The following is an 18,859-nucleotide window of genomic DNA, read 5'->3' on the forward strand; positions in this document are numbered from 1 at the left end:
CGGTGACGGTCACCGAAACCAAACAGGCACCCCCGCCGCCACCACCGGCCGAGCCACCGCCACCGCCGGACCAGCCGTCCAACGGACCCGGCGATCCCGACCCGAGCGGACCGGACGATCCAGAGGTGCCGCCGCCCCCGCCGGGGGCGCCCGACGGGGTGGCCGGGGTGGCCCCGCACGCCGTGCTGATCTCCATCCGGCAGTCCTCGCGGGCCTACGAACCGGAGAACCCGGGCCCCGGTGACAGCGAGGCGCGCAAGAAAGCCGGCACCGTGGCGACGCTGGCCAGCGCGATTGTGCACGCCGCCAACATGGGCGCCAAGGTGATCAACATCAGCGTCACGTCGTGTGTCTCGGCCGCCGACCCGCTGGATCAACGCGCGCTCGGCGCAGCCGTCTGGTACGCCGCGACGGTCAAGGACGCCGTGATCGTCGCCGCCGCCGGCAACGAAGGGGAGGACGGCTGCGCGCAGAATCCGTCGTTCGATCCGCTCGACACCTCGGACCCCCGCGACTGGCACCAGGTCAAGACGGTCTCGTCCCCGTCGTGGTTCTCCGACTATGTGCTGTCGGTCGGGGCCGTCGACAACACCGGCGCGCCGATCAACAAGAGCCTGGCCGGACCGTGGGTGGCCGCCGCCGCGCCCGGCGTCGGGGTGATGGGTCTCTCGCCGCAGACAGCGGGGCCGGTGAACGCCTATCCGCCGGTGCGTCCTGGCGAGAAGAACATGCCGTTCTGGGGCACCAGCTTCTCGGCAGCCTACGTGTCCGGAGTCGCGGCACTGGTCCGCGCCAAGTATCCCGACCTGACGGCCAATCAGGTCATCCACCGGATTCTGCAGACCGCGCACAACCCGCCCCGCGGCGTGGACAACCAGGTCGGCTACGGGGTCGTCGATCCCGTAGCCGCGCTGACGTTCAACGTGCCACCCGGTGATCGGCTGGCACCCGGATCGCTGACCCGGGTGATGGCCCCACCTGCCCCGGCGCCGGCACCCGACCACCGGGCCCGCACCGTGGCTCTGATCTTCGCCGGCGCCGTTGTCGGCGCGGTCCTGCTGGCCAGCATCATCGCCCGCGCGAGGCGGGCGCGATGACGCGTGACACCGTCCGCCTTGCGGTGATACTGGCCGTCCTGGCCTCGGGGCTGGCCGGGTGGATCGTCTACGGCTACATCGGCGCCGGCGTGGGTCTGGCGCTGGGCCTGATGCTGTTCGCGATTCCGTGGCGGCGCCAACCGCTGTGGGCGTGGCTCGGCCTTTACCTGCGCCGCAATCGACCCATCCCGCTGAGTGAACCGGTGACCGTCGCCAACGATCGCTCCGGTGGCGGAGTGCGCTACCAGGACGGTGTAGCGATCGTCGCCGTCCAGCTCATCGGAAAGGCGCATGTCCCCACGATTTTCACCGGATCGACTGCGACCGAGACCCGCAACACCGTCGACGTCAGCGAACTGCTGCCGGCAATGCACCAGAGTCTGGGCCTGACCATCGAGTCGCTGTCGGTGGTGACGTCAGGTGCTCGGCGGCGCAGCACAGGGGACTACCCCCGGGTGTACGACACCCTGATCGGCACCCCGCCCTATGCCGGTCAGCGCGAAACCTGGCTGGTGATCCGGCTGCGGGCGCTGGCCAACGCCGATGCCCTGCAATGGCGGGCGACCGTGGGCACCGCCGCCCTGGCGGCGGCCCAGCGGATCGCTGCGAGCCTGCGCTGCACCGGAGTTCGCGCCAAGGTCGCCACTGCGACGGACATGGTGGAATTCGAGCGGCGGCTGGGACGGACCGCGCTCGAATCGCACAACCAGCGCTGGCGCACCGCCCGCAGCGATGCCGGCTGGCTGACCACCTACGCCTACCGGCCGCGAGACATCACCGCCGAGGTGCTGTCCCAGGCATGGTCGCTGCGAGCCGACGGCATCACCCAGAACATCACCCTGTTCCCCGATGGGACGGCCACCGCGACCCTCACGGTGCGCAGTGCCCAACCGCCGACGGCGCCGCCCAGCGTCATCCTGCGGACCCTGCCGGGCGAGCAGGCCAGTGCTGTTGCCGCGAACCTCTGCGGTCCGCGCCCGGAACTGCACGGGCTGGCCCGTGGGATCGCCCCGGCCGCATTGGTTTTGCCGATCGGGCCATCCGGCGTGCTGCTCGGCAAGGTCAACGCCGGCGACCGGTTGCTGTTGCCGCTGGGCGACCCCGGCGAGTTCAGCCGCATCCACATCGCGGCCGAAGACCACCTGGCCAAGCGCATCATCGTCCGCACCGCCGGGGCCGGTGACCGGATCACCGTTCACACCACCGACCTGCAGCGCTGGGACAGCGTGCGCATGCCGCACATCGCCGTATCGGACCAGCCGCGTCCAGCGGCGGGAACCACGGTCAGTGTGGTGGACGGGACGGTCGCACCCGCGCCGCGCCCCAACACCGTGATCTCGGTGGGCCGGCCCGGTGAGACACAACGGGGTTCGGCCGATGTTGTCATCACCCAGATCGGCCCGGCCACCGTCGAGGTGACCGCGGCCGGACGGGTCTACATGGTGGAGGTTGAGCTGTTCCGCGCCGAGAACCGGTATGTGTCACATGAACCGACCAGCATGAGGTCGGCCGAGTTGGAACCGGCGGATTAGCCGATGACCAGCAGCACCGACACCGCGGCGGCCCGCAGGCAGTTCGACCAGGCGATGACCGCGCTGGACTCCGATCCCACGGCCGCACTGCGCCATTTCCGCGACGCCACCGGGATCGACCCGTCGATGGCCGATGCCTGGCTCGGCCGCATCGCGGCGGGCGACGACGCGCTGGATACCCTGCAACAGCTCTACGCCTACGGCGCCCGGTTGCACCGGGAGACCAACCGGCTCGGTGTCCGGCTCTCCGCACCCATCAAGGCGGGACCGTACCTGTCGATCAACGTCACCGAGTCGTCGCACGCCGGACTGGCCCTGGCCAGTGGGCTGGTCGACGACGGGCAGTTCGAGAAAGCCGAAGCGGTGGTGGAGGATCCGGCGCTGCTGGATACCTGGGAGAACCACCAGTGGCAGCAGTATGTGCGGGCCTACCTGATGTTCGCCGCGCAGCGCTGGCCCGATGTCATCGCCGAGGCGGCACGGGTGCTTCCGCCCCAGGCGATCATCATGTCGGCCGTGACCGCGGCCACCAACGCGCTGGCCGCTCATGCCGCCGCGCACCTGGGCCAGGCGCGGGTCGCGTTGGACTGGGCCGACCGGGTGGAGCTGCGATCCGATCGCGGGAGCGCCGAGTCGCGCAGGCACAGCCTGCTCGACACCGCGGTCACCGCGATCGATCCGCTCGAATTCCCCTTGATCGCCGCCGATCTGGCTTATGTCAGGGGTATGGCGCATCGTCAGCTCGGCGAAGAGGACAAGGCCCAGATCTGGCTGTCCAAGGCCACCATCAACGGCGTGCTGATCGATCCGGCCAAGCAGGCCCTTGGCGATCAGCGACTGCAGCTCGTCGTCACCGACGAGGACACCATCAACAGCCGCACCAACAAATGGGATGTCAGCACCGAGCAGTCCGAGCACGAGCGGGCCGAAGAGGAGAACGCCGAGCGGCGGGTGGAGCTGCTGGCCGAAGGTCGTGCCCTGCTGAACAATCAGGTGGGCCTGGCCGACGTGAAGCGGGCGGTCGCCGAACTGGAAGACCAGATCGAGGTCCGCGCGCTGCGACTGGCCCACGGACTGCCGGTGACCAACCAGACCAACCATATGCTCCTGGTGGGCCCGCCCGGCACCGGCAAGACGACCACGGCCGAGGCGTTGGGCAAGATCTACGCCGGGCTGGGAATCGTCCGGCATCCGGAGATCATCGAGGTCAAGCGCGCCGACTTCTGCGGCGAACACATCGGCTCGTCGGGTCCGAAAACCAATGAGCTGATCAGCCGTTCACTGGGCCGGATCCTGTTCATGGACGAGTTCTACAGCCTGGTGGAGCGCCACCACGATGGGCGCCCGGACATGATCGGCATGGAGGCGGTCAACCAGCTCCTGGTTGCCCTGGAGGTCCACCGCTTCGACTTCTGCTTCATCGGCGCCGGCTATGAGAAGGAAGTCGACGAATTCCTTACCGTGAACCCCGGTTTGGCCGGACGCTTCAACCGGAAGCTGCGCTTCGAGTCCTACAGCCCGGACGAGCTCGTCGAGATCGCGATCCGCTACGGCGGTCCGCGCGCCACGGTGATCGAACCCGCTGCCCAGGAGGCGCTCAACGCGGCCTGCCGCGCGCTGCGCGCCTACCTTGCCCCCGATGGGACGCACGGAATCGATGTGATGCAGAACGGGCGTTTCGCCCGCAACGTCGTGGAACGTGCCGAGCGGCTGCGGGATTCCCGGGTCGCCGCCCAGAACCGCACCAGCCGGGGATCGGTGACCGTAGAAGACCTCGAAACCCTGCGCACCCAGGATGTGGTCGCCGCGGTGGCAGACGCGTGCGCCGAGAAACACGTGCCGATCAGCCTGTGAGCGCCGCCGCGGCGGCATCGGCCAGCGCGCCGGCACTCGGCCAGCGCGCGGCCGGGTCCTTGGCCATGGCTCTGGCGATCACGTCGTCCATTGCGGCGGGCAGCCACGGCGCGAACCGGGTCACCCGGGGCGGCTCCCGACGCAGTTGCGCCTGCACGACCTCGTCCTTCGAGCCGGCATCGAAGAAGGGCGGCTTGCCGGTCAGCAGCCGAAACAGCGAGCAGCCCAGCGAATAGACGTCGGCACGTCCGTCGACCGCCATGCCCCGCACCATCTCCGGTGCGGCATAGGCGGCCGACACGAGCACGGTGCCGTCGCGGACGAACGGCAGTGTGCCGAAATCCGCTAGTAGCACCCAGTCGTGTTCGGCCAGCAAGAAATTCGACGGCTTGACATCCCCGTGCACCACGCCGTGGGCGTGCGCGAAGTCCAGCGCCTGCGCCACATCGGCGACGATGTGCACCGTCCGCGCCGGCGGCATCCGCCCTGCCCGCAGCTCGCTGTCGGCGTCCCCGCCGGTGGCGTACTGCAGTGCGGTCCAGTGGTTTCCGTCCGGCAACTCACCCTGGTCGTACACCGCGACGATGTGCGGATGTCGCAGCGGGACCCGGCAGGCGGTGGGGCCGACCTTCAGCGCGACCTCCCGGCCGTGCCCGTGCGCCAGGTACACCGTGGCGGTGCCGCCGGTGCCGAGCACCGAGCGGATCGAGTAACCGCCGACGTCAGCGCGGTCCACGGTGGGGGATCGTCGCGAAGAACTGCGAAATGACCGCCGCCACTTCGACGAACGCCGCCCGGGTGGGCGCCGACATCTCGCCGGTGTTGTTGATCACCCCGCCCGGGCGCAGGCCCGGATCGAACGGGACCTCCACCACCGCCTGGCGCCGGGCGCGGAACTGGTCGGCCAGCACACCACGAGTGCGCTTGTCGGAATGTCCGTCGGAATCGTTGAGCACGATCACCGTGCGTTGCATCAAACCGGTCTTGCCATGGGCGGCAAGCCATTCCATGGTCTGCGCGGCTGCCGACGCCCCGTCCGGCCACGGCGAGGACACCACGATCAGCGCGTCCATGTCCCGCATCGCCTCCTGCGTCACCGGGGCGTCCATGGTGGACCCGCAGTCCACGATCGAGATCGTGAAGTGCCGGTCCAGGCGCATGGTGGCCTCGCGGTAGATCGCCGGGTCGAGGATGCCGCGCCGGCTGCCGTTCTCCCCGGCCAGCACGAACAGGCCCGACGAGTTGCTGCCGATGCGGGTCAGTACCTCGGCGAACGACTGCAGGTTCTTGTTCTTGGCCAGCTCCCAGTACGAACCGGCGACCCGCGGATCGATCCGGCTGCCGAGGCGGCCGAAGGCGGTGTCGGCGTCGACGGCCACCACGCGGTCACCGCGCCGCAACTCGGCCAGCACACACCCGATGCTGGCGGCCACCGTCGTCTTGCCTACCCCGCCCTTGCCCAGCACACCGATCTTGTAGTGGCCGCGCAGCGGGGCGGCCACCATGGCCTCCATCGCCGCCACCCGCCGCTCTTGGCGCGACGGTCCGGGATTCACCAGACCGAACGTCGCCGCGTGCACCCCGCGGCGCCACCCGCGGGTCGGCGTAGGCTTCGGCGGCCGTACCGCCGGAGGCGTAGGCAGCGGGGGATAGGGCGACCGGGGCGGAGCGGGCTGCGGCGGAATCGGCAGCTCGATGCGCGGAATGCGCTCGGTCGGCGGCCCAGCGGGGTATCCCGGCGGGGCCTGCCGGTAGCGGTCGCGCGGGTGGTCGTCGCGGTCGGTCATCGTGTTCAGTATCGCTGCTCGTCACCGGCAGCGTTTCGGGCGGAAAAGGTAAGGATTCGACCAGAGTTTTCGCAAAGTCCCAGACCGCTCTGCAGCCCAGGTCGCGGGCACCGTGACGCGCGCCGATGTGAGGTATCCCGCACCACCCGGGCTCGTGCGCTCCGCCGTCAGCAAAGCGCCCGGCGCTGCGCAGACGGGGCACCCCATCGACGGAACGGGCCGCAGACGGACGATCACGACACCAAAGCGGGCCGATGGCAACGGATTCCGCAGCCAAACCCCGGGGCCGACCGACGCTTCGCGCAGCGCGGTCGGGTAACCGAGTTAGCCTAGACTAAGTTGGCATGTCAGGCGTGGTTTGGCATATCGTTTTACGACTTGTTGACACCACAGTGGAGCCCCGTTCAGTGCCGCACGGAGGAATCCCTGGCGGGGCGCGGTGACGTCGACGAACCACCGTGCGAACAAAGCTTGTGAAGGGTCAGGTGCGAATGCCCAGGAGTGTCGGGCTGTACAACCCCGCATATGAGCATGACTCATGTGGTGTCGCCATGGTGGTGGACATCCACGGCCGTCGCAGCCGCGACATCGTGGACAAAGCGATCACCGCGCTGCTGAACCTCGAGCACCGCGGCGCCGCCGGCGCCGAGCCGCACAGCGGTGACGGCGCGGGCATCCTGCTGCAGGTACCCGACGCGTTCCTGCGCGCCGTCTGCGACTTCGAGCTGCCTGCCGAGGGCTCGTACGCGACCGGCATCGCCTTCCTGCCGCAGTCCGCCCGCGACGCGGCCACCGCCTGCGAGGGTGTCGAGAAGATCGTCGAGGCCGAGGGCCTCGACGTCATCGGCTGGCGCGACGTCCCCACCGACGACTCCTCGCTGGGCGCGCTGTCCCGTGACGCGATGCCGACCTTCCGCCAGGTGTTCATCGGCGGCGCCTCGGGCATGGACCTGGAGCGCAAGGCCTACGTGATCCGCAAGCGCGCCGAGCACGAACTGGGCTCCAAGGGCCCCGGCCAGGATGGCCCCGGACGGGAAACCGTCTATTTCCCAAGCCTTTCCGGTCAGACCTTCGTCTACAAGGGCATGCTGACCACCCCGCAGCTCAAGGCCTTCTATCTGGACCTGCAAGACGAGCGGCTGGAAAGCGCGCTGGGCATCGTGCACTCGCGGTTCTCCACCAACACCTTCCCGTCGTGGCCGCTGGCCCACCCGTTCCGCCGGGTCGCCCACAACGGCGAGATCAACACCGTCACCGGTAACGAGAACTGGATGCGCGCCCGCGAGGCCCTGATCAAGACCGACGTCTTCGGTACCGACGTCGAGAAGATCTTCCCGGTCTGCACCCCCGGCGCGTCGGACACCGCCCGCTTCGACGAGGTGCTCGAGCTGCTGCATCTCGGCGGGCGCAGCCTGGCCCACGCCATGCTGATGATGATCCCGGAGGCCTGGGAGCGCAACGAGTCGATGGACCCCGCCCGCCGGGCGTTCTACCAGTACCACGGCTCTCTGATGGAGCCGTGGGACGGACCGGCCTCGGTGTGCTTCTCCGACGGCACCGTCGTCGGTGCGGTGCTCGACCGCAACGGCCTGCGCCCGTCGCGCATCTGGGTGACCAAGGACGGCCTGGTCGTGATGGCCTCGGAGGCCGGCGTGCTCGACCTGGACCCGGCCACCGTGGTCAAGCGGATGCGCCTGCAGCCGGGCCGGATGTTCCTGGTGGACACCGCCCAGGGCCGCATCGTCTCCGACGAGGAGATCAAGGCCGAACTGGCCGGCGCGCAGCCGTACCAGGAGTGGCTCGACGACCAGCAGTTCCACCTCGACGACCTGCCCCAGGGCCCGTACGTGCGGATGCCGCACCACCGCGTCGTACTGCGCCAGCAGGCCTTCGGCTACACCTACGAAGAGCTCAACCTGCTGGTCGCGCCGATGGCGCGGGCCGGCGCCGAGCCGCTGGGCTCGATGGGCACCGACACCCCGATCGCCGTGCTCTCGGCCCGGCCGCGGATGCTGTTCGACTATTTCCAGCAGCTGTTCGCCCAGGTGACGAACCCGCCGCTGGACGCCATCCGCGAAGAGGTGGTGACCAGCCTGCAGGGCACCGTCGGTCCGGAGGGCGACCTGCTCAACCCGACGCCCGAGTCGTGCCACCAGATCGGGCTGAGCCAGCCGATCCTGCGCAACCACGAGCTGGCCAAGCTGATCAACCTCAACCCCGACGACACCGTCCGTGGCCGCAAGCACGGCATGCGCTCGGCGGTCATCCGCTGTCTGTACCCCGTCGCCAAGGGCGGTGAGGGCCTGCGCCGCGCGCTCGACGACATCCGTGACGCCGCCTCGAAGGCCATCGCCGACGGCGCCCGGATCCTGATCATCTCCGACCGCGAGTCCAACGAGAGCCTGGCGCCGATCCCGTCGCTGCTGGCGGTCGCCGCCATCCACCACCATCTCGTGCGCACCCGGGCCCGCACCCAGGTCGGCCTGGTCGTGGAGGCCGGTGACGCCCGCGAGGTGCACCACATGGCCGCCCTGGTCAGCTTCGGCGCCGCGGCCATCAACCCCTACATGGCGTTCGAGTCGATCAGCGACATGATCGACCGCGGAGTCATCGAGGGCATCGACCGCGAGAAGGCCCTGCAGAACTACATCAAGGCCGCTGGCAAGGGTGTGCTGAAGGTGATGTCGAAGATGGGCATCTCCACCCTGGCCTCCTACACCGGCTCACAGCTCTACCAGGCCATCGGCATCTCCCAGCAGGTGCTCGACGAGTACTTCACCGGCCTGAGCTGCCCGGTAGGTGGCATCGACCTCGACGACATCGCCGCGGACGTGGCCACCCGCCACCAGCTGGCCTACCTTGACCGCCCCGACGAGCGCGCCCACCGCGAACTCGAGGTCGGCGGCGAATACCAGTGGCGGCGCGAGGGCGAATACCACCTGTTCAACCCGGACACGGTGTTCAAGCTGCAGCATTCCACCCGCACCGGGCAGTACCAGGTGTTCAAGGAGTACACGCAGCTGGTCGACGACCAGAGCGAGCGGATGGCGTCGTTGCGCGGTCTGCTGAAGTTCAAAGACGGTGTGCGCCCCTCGATCCCGATCGAGGAGGTGGAACCGGCCAGCGAAATCGTCAAGCGGTTCTCCACCGGCGCGATGAGCTACGGCTCGATCTCGGCCGAGGCACACGAGACGCTGGCGATCGCGATGAACCGCCTCGGCGGCCGGTCGAACTCCGGTGAAGGTGGCGAGGCCACCAGCCGCTTCGAGCGTGACCCCAACGGCGACTGGCGCCGCAGTGCGATCAAGCAGGTGGCCTCCGGCCGCTTCGGCGTGACGTCGCACTACCTGACCAACTGCACCGACATCCAGATCAAGATGGCCCAGGGCGCCAAACCCGGTGAGGGCGGCCAGCTCCCGGGTCACAAGGTCTACCCGTGGGTGGCCGAGGTGCGGCACTCCACGCCCGGCGTCGGGCTGATCTCGCCGCCGCCGCACCACGACATCTACTCGATCGAGGATCTCGCGCAGCTGATCCACGACCTGAAGAACGCCAATCCGCAGGCCCGGGTACACGTCAAGCTGGTCAGCGAGAACGGCGTCGGCACGGTCGCCGCCGGTGTCTCCAAGGCGCACGCCGACGTGGTGCTGATCTCCGGCCACGACGGCGGCACCGGCGCGACGCCGTTGACGTCGATGAAGCACGCCGGCGCACCGTGGGAGCTCGGCCTGGCCGAGACCCAGCAGACCCTGCTGCTCAACGGGTTGCGCGACCGGATCGTGGTCCAGGTCGACGGCCAGCTCAAGACCGGCCGCGACGTGGTGATCGCCGCGCTGCTCGGTGCCGAGGAGTTCGGCTTCGCGACCGCGCCGCTGGTGGTTTCGGGCTGCATCATGATGCGGGTCTGCCACCTCGACACTTGCCCGGTGGGCGTGGCCACCCAGAACCCGGTGTTGCGCGAACGGTTCACCGGCAAGCCGGAATTCGTGGAGAACTTCTTCCTGTTCATCGCCGAAGAGGTACGCGAACTGATGGCGCAGCTCGGCTTCCGCACCGTCAACGAGATGGTCGGCCAGGTCAACGCGCTGGACACCGCGCAGGCCGCCGAGCACTGGAAGGCCCACAAGCTGGACCTGACTCCGGTGCTGCACGAGCCGGACTCGGCGTTCATGAACCAGGATCTGTACTGCAGCTCGCGCCAGGATCACGGCCTGGACAAGGCGCTGGACCAGCAGCTGATCGTGATGAGCCGGGAAGCGCTGGATTCCGGCACCCCGGTTCGGTTCTCGACGACGATCGCCAACACCAACCGCACCGTGGGCACCATGCTCGGCCACGAGCTGACGAAAGCCTATGGCGCCAACGGTCTTCCTGACGGCACCATCGACATCACGTTCACCGGCTCGGCGGGTAACAGCTTCGGGGCGTTCCTGCCAAAGGGTGTGACCCTGCGGGTCTACGGCGACGCCAACGACTACGTCGGCAAGGGACTCTCGGGTGGCCGCATCGTGCTGCGGCCCTCGGACAACGCCCCGGCCGACTATGTCGCCGAGGACAACATCATCGGCGGCAACGTGATCCTGTTCGGCGCCACCAGCGGAACCGCGTTCATCCGCGGGACGGTGGGGGAGCGGTTCGCGGTGCGCAACTCCGGTGCCCACGCCGTCGTCGAGGGTGTCGGTGACCACGGCTGCGAGTACATGACCGGCGGCCGGGTGGTCATCCTCGGCGAGACCGGCCGTAACTTCGCGGCGGGCATGTCCGGTGGGATCGCCTACATCTACGACCCCGAAGCGAAACTGGCGGGCAACCTCAACACCGAGATGGTCGACATCGACGAGTTCGACGATGCCGACATCGAGTGGCTGCGCGACATCATCGTCGCGCACACCGATGCCACCGATTCGGTGGTGGGCCAGCGGGTCTTGGCCGACTGGTCCGGACAGATAGGGAAATTCGTGAAAGTGATGCCGCGCGACTACAAGGCCGTGCTGCAGGCGATCTCGGCGGCCGAGGCGGCCGGCGAAGACGTCGACAAGGCGATCATGGCGGCCGCTCATGGCTGACCCGACCGGCTTCCTGAAGTACACCAAGAGGGAGACACCGGTCCGCCGGCCGGTGGACCTGAGGCTCAAGGACTGGAAAGAGGTCTACGAGGACTTCTCCCACGACACCCTCGAACACCAGGCATCCCGCTGCATGGACTGCGGAATCCCGTTCTGCCACAACGGTTGCCCGCTGGGCAATCTGATCCCGGAGTGGAACGACCTGGTGTACCGGGACCGGTGGCGCGATGCGATCGAGCGGCTGCACGCCACCAACAACTTCCCCGAGTTCACCGGTCGGCTCTGCCCCGCGCCGTGTGAGGCCTCCTGCGTGCTGGGCATCAACCAGGACCCAGTGACCATCAAGCAGGTCGAGGTCGAGATCATCGACAACGCCTTCGATGAGGGCTGGGTCGTCCCGATGCCCCCGCATGTCATCACCGGCAAGAAGGTCGCCGTCGTCGGCTCCGGTCCGGCCGGACTGGCGGCCGCCCAGCAGCTGACCCGCGCCGGGCACGACGTCACCGTCTTCGAGCGGGCCGACCGCATCGGCGGTCTGCTGCGCTACGGCATCCCCGAGTTCAAGATGGAGAAGCGCCACATCGACCGGCGGCTGGCGCAGATGGAGGCCGAGGGCACCAAGTTCCGCGCCGGCGTCAACGTCGGCGTCGACATCACCGCCGACCAGCTGCGCGCCGACTTCGACGCGGTGGTGCTCGCCGGCGGCGCCACCGATTGGCGCGATCTGCCGATCCCCGGCCGCCAGTTCGAGGGCGTCTACCAGGCCATGGAATACCTGCCGTGGGCCAACAAGGTTCAGCAGGGTGATCCCGTGCTCGACGAGGACGGCCAGCCGCCGATCACGGCGAAGGGCAAGAAGGTCGTCATCATCGGTGGCGGCGACACCGGGGCGGACTGCCTGGGCACCGCCCACCGACAGGGTGCGGTCAGCATCCACCAGTTCGAGATCATGCCGCGTCCGCCCGAGACCCGGGCCGACTCGACGCCGTGGCCGACGTATCCGCTGATGTTCCGGGTGTCCTCGGCGCACGAGGAAGGTGGCGAGCGGGTGTTCTCGGTCAACACCGAGAAGTTCCTCGGCCACGAGGGCAAGGTCACCGGCCTGCGCGCGCACGAAGTGGTGATGAAGAACGGCAAGTTCGAGAAGGTCGAGGATTCGGACTTCGAGCTCGAGGCCGACCTGGTGCTGCTCGCGATGGGCTTCGTGGGCCCGGAGAAGCCGGGACTGCTCACCGACCTCGGCGTCGACCTCACCGACCGCGGAAATGTCGCGCGCGACAACGAGTTCGCCACCTCGGTGCCGGGCGTCTTCGTCGCCGGGGACATGGGCCGCGGCCAGTCACTGATCGTGTGGGCGATCGCCGAGGGCCGGGCCGCCGCCAAGGGCGTCGACCGCTACCTGATGGGGCACTCCGCGCTGCCGGCGCCGATCAAGCCGACAGCTGCCCCGCAGCGCTGACCCTGCCTGCGATTTCGGCGCGTTTCCGTTCGCTGAGCGGCGGTTTGCGCGCCGAAATCGCAGTCACTCCAGTCACGCCAGAATCATCGGATTATTTACCGGCGCGCCTATTGCGGTTTGCCGGGCGATCTGTGTCTAATTGCTGGAGCGGGTGCTGCGGTAAAGTGGCGCTCCGGTAAGACCGAGATTCGACCACAGGAGTGATCCTTGTGTACCTCAACCCGATATCTCGCTCGCGGGTCGGGCGTATCGCCTGGTCCTTCTTCCGGCACCCCGTGAAGAGCCGCGAGTTCCCGGCCAAGCACGAGCGCCTGGTCACCCCCGCCGAACTCGTTCACTACGGGTTCTAGCAACGGATTCGGCCAGCGGTTGACGTCGGCGCAGATTTGCCCGGCGTTACCGAGTTGTTATCTGGGCTCCGCTCAGGTCAGGCCCGAATCGCGAATCGCCTCGGCGAGCGGTTCGAGCACCGCAGGGTGGTGCGGCGTCGGCAGATACACGATCGCCAGGTCCAGCCCCTCGGCGCCCAAGGCGGCGGCCTCGTCGACGACCTTGGCGTAATCCCGGTCTTCGCTCAGGCGCACATGCGCCGACAGCATGATCTCGGCCGGGTCGCGGCCGATGTCGGCACAATGGCTCGCCAGGACGTCACGCTTGCGGGCGAACTCCTCGGGTGGACCGCCGACGAAGTTCCAGTGCTGGGCATATTTGGCGGTGATCCGCAGCGTGCGCTTCTCCCCGCTGCCGCCGATACAGATCGGCGGGTGCGGGCGCTGCGGGCCCTTGGGTTCGTTGCGCGCGGCCTCGAGCCGGTAGTAGGTGCCGGTGAAATCGGTGGTGTCCTGGCTGAGGAGGCCGATGAGCACCTGGCAAGCCTCTTCGAAGCGATCGAACCGCTCCTTGATGCTGCCCAGCTCGATGCCGTAGGCGCCGGACTCCTCCTCGTTCCAGCCGGCGCCGATACCCAGCTCGAGACGACCGCCGGAGATGATGTCGACCGCGGCGGCCATATTGGCCAGAACGGCGGGATGGCGGTAGTGGATCCCGGTGACCAGGGTGCCCAGCCGCAGCCGGGTGGTCGCCTGCGCCAGCGCGGTCAGCGTGGTCCAGCCCTCCAGGCACGGGCCGGTGGGATCGGAGAAGATCGGATAGAAGTGATCGAAGGTCCAGCCCGAGTGGTAGACGTCGATGTCGTCGGCGGCCCGCCAGACCGCGAGCATGTCAGCCCAGGTGGTGTTCTGCGGCGAGGTCTTGAAAGCGAATTGCACTGTCCCGAGCGTAGTCCGATCCGGCGACCGGGGCTCCTAAGCGACGTGGGCGGTAGTCCGCGACGGCGGACCGTAGTAGCGCACCTCGCTGGTGCGGTCCCGCTGCCTGCGCAGCATCTTCCCCAGCGCGTGCACCAACAACCACTGCGCGAACCCGACGAGCAGCAGCGGCCAGAGTGCTCCGGCCAGCAGCGCCGGGCCGAGCATGACCGCCGGCGTCCGCTCGCCGCCCCGCGACCAAGCGGAGAACGCCACCGCTGAACCCGCGACCAGCGCTGCCACGCAGAGGTACAGGATCACCCACTGGAGAGAGGACATGACCAGGCAGATACCCGGCCGCAACTAGGGGTAAACCACCCCGGCCACATGCGAACGGGCATGTGCGATCGCGTCGTCGAGTGAATCCATCAGGTGGTTCTCGTGGCGCAGAGCGTCGACGATGCCCATGTTCGCGAGCAGGCTCATGTGCTCGGGCCGGACGCCCTTGATGATCACCGTGATGCCGCGGGCCTCCAGGTCTTCGGCGATCTCGGCCAGCGTGTGCGCGCCCGTCGCGTCCAGCATCCCCAGCTGGGACATCCGGATGATCACCACGGACACGTCCGGATGGGTGGTGATCGCATTGGACAGCCGCTCGGCCGCTCCGAAGAACATCGCGCCGTCGAGCCGCAGCAGTGCGATCCGCTCGTCGCCCGGCTGGTAGGGGCCGGGAAGGTCTTCGCGCACCACGCTGCTACGCCGCGCGACAGTGCGCAGCGCGAAGAACGCCGCCACCACGATGCCGATCTCCACCGCCTCGATGAGGTCGAAGCAGACGGTGACGACCGCGGTCAGCGCAAACGTCAGCGCGTCCGAGCGGGTCGAGCGGACGATCTTGCGGACGGTGCCCACCGAAATCATCCGAAACGAGGTCACCATCAGCACTCCGGCCAACGCCGACAACGGAAGTGCTGCGACGGGGCCGGTGGCCAGATACACCACGGCGAGCAGCACCAGCGAATGCACGATGGCCGAGACCCGGGTGCGTGCGCCCGAGCGCACGTTGACCGCGGTGCGCGCGATCGCGCCGGTGGCCGGCATGCCGCCGAAGAGTCCGGACGCCATCGAGGCCAGGCCCTGGCCGACCAGTTCACGGTCCGGGTCGTAGGGCCCCGTCGGTGACATGGTGGCCGCGACCCGCGCCGAGAGCAGCGATTCGATCGCCGCCAGCGCCGCGATCGCCAGTGCTGCGCCGACCAGCGTGCGCAGCGCCCCCGGGTCGGCGTGTGGCATGACCGGTGCCGGCAGATGCGACGGCAGGGTGCCGATGGTGCCCACCGGGATGTGGAACGCGACCACGGCCAGGGTCGCCGCGACCACTGCGGTCAGCGATTCGGGGATCCCGCGGTGCAGCCGCGGCAGACCCACCATCAGGACGGCGACGAAGCCCACGATCGCCAGCGTGGGCCAGGCCGATGACCAGTCGGCGCCTGCGACGATCGTCGCGGCCGCCGGCAGCGTGCGCGCTCCGGCCGGAGCCGTGACACCGAATGCGGCGGGCACCTGCTGCAGGAAGATGATCGCCGCAATGCCGAGCGTGAAGCCCTCGATCACCGGCCACGGGATGAACGTCACTGCGCGGCCCAGCCCGGTGACTCCGGCGGCCAGCACGATGACCCCGGCCAACACCGTGACCAACGCGATGCTGCCGATGCCGTGCTGAGCGACGATCGGGGCGAGCACCACCGCCATCGCCCCGGTCGGACCCGACACCTGGACATGCGAGCCGCCGAACACCGCGGCGACCAGGCCGGCGACCACGGCGGTGATCAATCCGGCGGCCGCCCCGACCCCGGAACTGATCCCGAACGCCAGCGCCAGCGGGAGGGCCACCACGCCGACCGTCACGCCGGCGACGATGTCGCGCCGCCAGGACCGCGGCAGGTCGGCGTAATCGCTGAGCCGAGGCAGCAGCCGCGAGAGTTGGCCGGCCGCCCTGGCGATCATCGCGGATCCCCGACCGGGGGCAGCGCGTCGAAGGCCTCGAGTTGCTGGTGGCGGGCCCGCAGGGTGTCGGCCAGAAAGCTGCGCGCGGTCACCAGGAGCTCGCGGATCGACGGGTGGGCGAGCTGGTAGTAGACGGCGTTGCCGACGCGTTCGGAGGAGACGACGTGGTGGCGTTTGAGCACGGCCAGGTGTTGGGAGAGCAGCGTCGGCTCGATCTCGGTGGCGGCCAGGATCTCGCTGACCGCCGTCGGGCCGTCACCGGCGGACAGGATCTCGAGGACGCGGATGCGCGCGGGATGGGCAAGCGCCTTGAACAGGTTTGCCTTGATTTCGTAGAGCGGCCGCTCGGTGCCGCCGGGAAGAGGGGAGGGCACCGGCATTCCTCGGATTGATCAGTTGATGGATTGAACGATTCATCAATCAGAGTACCGCGGGCATCTCGGCCGGCCAAATCCGCTGCGCTGCGCACGGGGCACACTGGAGCCATGGACCCGGTGGCCGCGCTACGCGAGATCGCGTACTACAAGGACCGCGCACGGGAGGACTCCCGGCGGGTGATGGCCTACCGCAAGGCCGCCGACATCGTCGAGGCGCTCGATGACGACAGTCGTGACCGGCACGGCCGCGCCAACAGTTGGCAGACGCTGCCCGGCATCGGACCCAAGACCGCCACAGTCATCGCCCAGGCGTGGGCCGGCCAGGAGCCGGACGCACTTGTCGAATTGCGAAGTACGGCAGCCGATCTCGGCGGCGGTGAGGTGCGCGCCGCGTTGCGCGGAGATCTGCACCTGCATTCGAACTGGTCGGACGGGTCCGCCCCGATCCACGAGATGCTCGCCACCGCCGCCGCGCTGGGCCACGAGTACTGCGCGCTCACCGACCATTCGCCGCGACTGACCATCGCCAACGGACTGTCCGCCGATCGGCTGCGCAGGCAGCTCGACGTGATCGACGAACTGCGCGAGACGATGGCGCCGTTTCGGATCCTCACCGGCATCGAGGTCGACATCCTCGAGGACGGCACCCTGGACCAGGACCCCGAGCTGCTGGAGCGCCTCGACATCGTGGTGGCCAGCGTGCATTCCAAGCTGGCGATGGATGAGCCGTCGATGACCCGGCGGATGGTGCGCGCGGTGTCCGATGCGCGGGTCAACGTCCTGGGGCACTGCACCGGCAGATTGGTGACCGGCAGCCGCGGGATCCGGCCGGAGTCGACGTTCGACGCCGAGAAGGTGTTCACCGCATGCCGGGACAACAGCACCGCGGTCGAGATCAACTCGCGTCCCGAGCGCCGCGACCCGCCGACCCGGCTGCTCGCGCTGGCACGCGAGATCGGGTGTGACTTCTCGATCGACACCGACGCGCACGCCCCGGGCCAACTCGACTTCCTCGGCTATGGGGCGCAGCGAGCGCTCGACGGCGACGTGCCGGTCGAGCGGATCGTCAACACCTGGTCGGCCGAGAAACTGCTGAGCTGGGCCGGCTAGTCCGGTAGCTGCGGCATCTCCCATCCTGGGTCCCGGCCCACCAACACCCCGCGGGTGAGAACCGCATTGCCGTAACGCCGGCGGACCCGGTCGACCGCCGCGTCCAGGTCGGTCGTGTCGGGGCGGGTGCTGTCCAGCGGAAGTTCCAGCTGCTGAGCCCCGTCGGAGTCGATGTTGGCCACCGCGAACCCGATCAGGGTGATGCCCCGCTCGGCGATCAGCGGCTCGGCCGCGGCGACCAGGGCGCGGGCGGCGGCCAGGATCGGGGCCGTCGATCCGGTGGCCCTGGCCATGGTGTGTGACCGGGTGACGCGGGTGAAGTCCTCGAAACGCAAGCGCAGCACCACAGTTCGCCCGGTCCGCTGCGCGGCGCGCATGCGCCGGGTGATCCGGTCGATCAGCCCGATCACCACCGCGTCCAGCTCGGCTGGGGTCCGTCGCTGCCGGCCCAGCGCCCGCTGGGCGCCCACCGACCGGCGCCGGTGTGCGGTGCTGACCCGGCGGCGATCGATATTGCGCGACAAGCAGTACAGCTGCCGGCCCATCGCCGGCCCGACGATCGAGGCCAGCATCGCCTCGCCGAGCTCGGCGACCTGGGCGACGGTATCGATGCCGTGCGCCCCCAGTTTGTCGGCCGTCTTGGGCCCGACCCCCCACAGCCGGCGCACCGGCAGCGGGTGCAGGAACGCCAGTTCCGCCTCGGGCGGCACCACCAGCAGACCGTCCGGCTTGGCCTCCTGGCTGGCCACTTTGGCCAGGAACTTGGTGCGGGCGATGCCCACGGTGATGGGCAGCCCCACCCGGTCGCGCACCTCATCGCGCAGCCGGGCCGCGATCTGGACCGGATCGCCGGACAGCCGCTGCAGCCCGGACACGTCGAGAAAGGCCTCGTCCACCGAGAGCGGTTCGACCAGCGGGGTGGTGTCGCGAAAGACCTCGAAGACGTCGGTGCTGGCCTGGCTGTAGGCCGACATTCGCGGCGGCACGACCACCGCGGCCGGACACAGCCGGCGCGCCTGGTGACCGCTCATCGCGGTGCGCACCCCGTACGCCTTGGCCTCGTAGCTGGCGGCCAGCACCACGCCGCCGCCCACGATCACCGGCCGCCCCCGCAAAGTGGGGTCGTCGCGCTGCTCGACCGAGGCGTAGAACGAGTCGAGATCAGCGTGCAGGATGGTCGCCCGACCGTCGGACACGAACAGATGTTCGCATGACGGTCCGACAGTCGGCCTAGGGCGGTGGCGGCACGTCGGCCGGTGGCGGCGCAGGCTCGGGCGCCGGTGGGGGAGGTGGCGGCGGAGGTTCGGGCGCAGGCGGCGGTGG

The 18,859-nt window shown here is 69.1% G+C and carries 14 protein-coding genes; 7 read left to right on the forward strand and 7 right to left on the reverse strand.

Features of this window, described 5'->3' with window-relative positions:
- The 3 genes from mycP to eccA form a co-directional block, all read left to right on the forward strand.
- Positions 1 to 1,097, forward strand: a 1,097-nt coding sequence (mycP, locus tag MSZK_RS13125) for a type VII secretion-associated serine protease mycosin (protein WP_099248440.1), incomplete at its 5' end; no start/stop codon positions are given.
- Positions 1,094 to 2,629 (forward strand): type VII secretion protein EccE, encoded by a 1,536-nt coding sequence (gene eccE, locus MSZK_RS13130; RefSeq protein ID WP_099248455.1) that lies wholly within the window; start codon positions 1,094 to 1,096, stop codon positions 2,627 to 2,629. The genes mycP and eccE, both read left to right, overlap by 4 nt.
- 3 nt (positions 2,630 to 2,632) lie before the next feature.
- On the forward strand, positions 2,633 to 4,483 hold the full coding sequence (gene eccA, locus MSZK_RS13135) for a type VII secretion AAA-ATPase EccA (RefSeq protein ID WP_099248457.1): 1,851 nt from the start codon (positions 2,633 to 2,635) through the stop codon (positions 4,481 to 4,483).
- Here eccA and MSZK_RS13140 read toward each other — a convergent pair.
- Both MSZK_RS13140 and MSZK_RS13145 read right to left on the reverse strand, forming a co-directional pair.
- Complete coding sequence (locus tag MSZK_RS13140; protein ID WP_099248459.1) at positions 4,473 to 5,219, reverse strand: serine/threonine-protein kinase; 747 nt, start codon at positions 5,217 to 5,219, stop codon at positions 4,473 to 4,475. The two genes, eccA and MSZK_RS13140, sit on opposite strands and share 11 nt — an antisense overlap.
- Positions 5,206 to 6,270, reverse strand: coding sequence for a MinD/ParA family protein (locus MSZK_RS13145; protein ID WP_099248461.1), 1,065 nt, complete (start codon positions 6,268 to 6,270; stop codon positions 5,206 to 5,208). Before MSZK_RS13145 ends, MSZK_RS13140 begins: the two co-directional genes overlap by 14 nt.
- Before the next feature lie 491 nt (positions 6,271 to 6,761).
- Between MSZK_RS13145 and gltB the strand changes: the two genes are divergently transcribed.
- The 3 genes from gltB (at position 6,762) to MSZK_RS13160 (ending at position 13,145) form a co-directional block, all read left to right on the forward strand.
- Positions 6,762 to 11,336, forward strand: coding sequence for a glutamate synthase large subunit (gltB, locus tag MSZK_RS13150; protein WP_099248477.1), 4,575 nt, complete (start codon positions 6,762 to 6,764; stop codon positions 11,334 to 11,336).
- Positions 11,329 to 12,795 carry a glutamate synthase subunit beta gene (locus MSZK_RS13155; protein WP_099248463.1) on the forward strand — a complete coding sequence of 489 codons (1,467 nt, stop codon included), beginning with the start codon at positions 11,329 to 11,331 and terminating at the stop codon, positions 12,793 to 12,795. Before gltB ends, MSZK_RS13155 begins: the two co-directional genes overlap by 8 nt.
- Positions 12,796 to 12,995: 200 nt before the next feature.
- Positions 12,996 to 13,145, forward strand: a complete 150-nt coding sequence (locus MSZK_RS13160; protein WP_199203316.1) for a hypothetical protein — start codon at positions 12,996 to 12,998, stop codon at positions 13,143 to 13,145.
- Between the two features lie 72 nt (positions 13,146 to 13,217).
- Here MSZK_RS13160 and MSZK_RS13165 read toward each other — a convergent pair whose 3' ends face one another.
- The 4 genes from MSZK_RS13165 to MSZK_RS13180 are packed head-to-tail and all read right to left on the reverse strand — an operon-like array spanning position 13,218 to position 16,423.
- A complete protein-coding gene (locus tag MSZK_RS13165; RefSeq protein WP_099248465.1) occupies positions 13,218 to 14,063 on the reverse strand; it encodes an LLM class F420-dependent oxidoreductase in 846 nt (281 codons plus the stop codon).
- A 36-nt stretch (positions 14,064 to 14,099) separates the two neighbouring features.
- A complete protein-coding gene (locus tag MSZK_RS13170) occupies positions 14,100 to 14,381 on the reverse strand; it encodes a hypothetical protein (protein ID WP_142389919.1) in 282 nt (93 codons plus the stop codon).
- A gap of 24 nt (positions 14,382 to 14,405) precedes the next feature.
- Positions 14,406 to 16,049, reverse strand: coding sequence for a SulP family inorganic anion transporter (locus MSZK_RS13175; RefSeq protein WP_099248469.1), 1,644 nt, complete (start codon positions 16,047 to 16,049; stop codon positions 14,406 to 14,408).
- Positions 16,046 to 16,423: a metalloregulator ArsR/SmtB family transcription factor gene (locus tag MSZK_RS13180; protein WP_233211281.1), complete on the reverse strand. Its 378-nt coding sequence runs from the start codon at positions 16,421 to 16,423 to the stop codon at positions 16,046 to 16,048. The genes MSZK_RS13175 and MSZK_RS13180 overlap by 4 nt, the downstream gene beginning before the upstream one ends.
- 111 nt (positions 16,424 to 16,534) lie before the next feature.
- On the opposite strand from MSZK_RS13180, the gene MSZK_RS13185 reads away from it, so the two are divergent.
- Positions 16,535 to 17,536 (forward strand): PHP domain-containing protein, encoded by a 1,002-nt coding sequence (locus MSZK_RS13185; RefSeq protein WP_099248473.1) that lies wholly within the window; start codon positions 16,535 to 16,537, stop codon positions 17,534 to 17,536.
- Here the strand turns inward: MSZK_RS13185 and dinB are convergent.
- Entirely contained in the window at positions 17,533 to 18,738 is a 1,206-nt protein-coding gene (dinB, locus tag MSZK_RS13190; protein ID WP_099248475.1) for a DNA polymerase IV, read from the reverse strand. The genes MSZK_RS13185 and dinB overlap by 4 nt on opposite strands.
- Between the last annotated feature and the right edge of the window lie 121 nt (positions 18,739 to 18,859).

The organism is Mycobacterium sp. shizuoka-1 (assembly GCF_002723835.1).
GTDB lineage: Bacteria > Actinomycetota > Actinomycetes > Mycobacteriales > Mycobacteriaceae > Mycobacterium.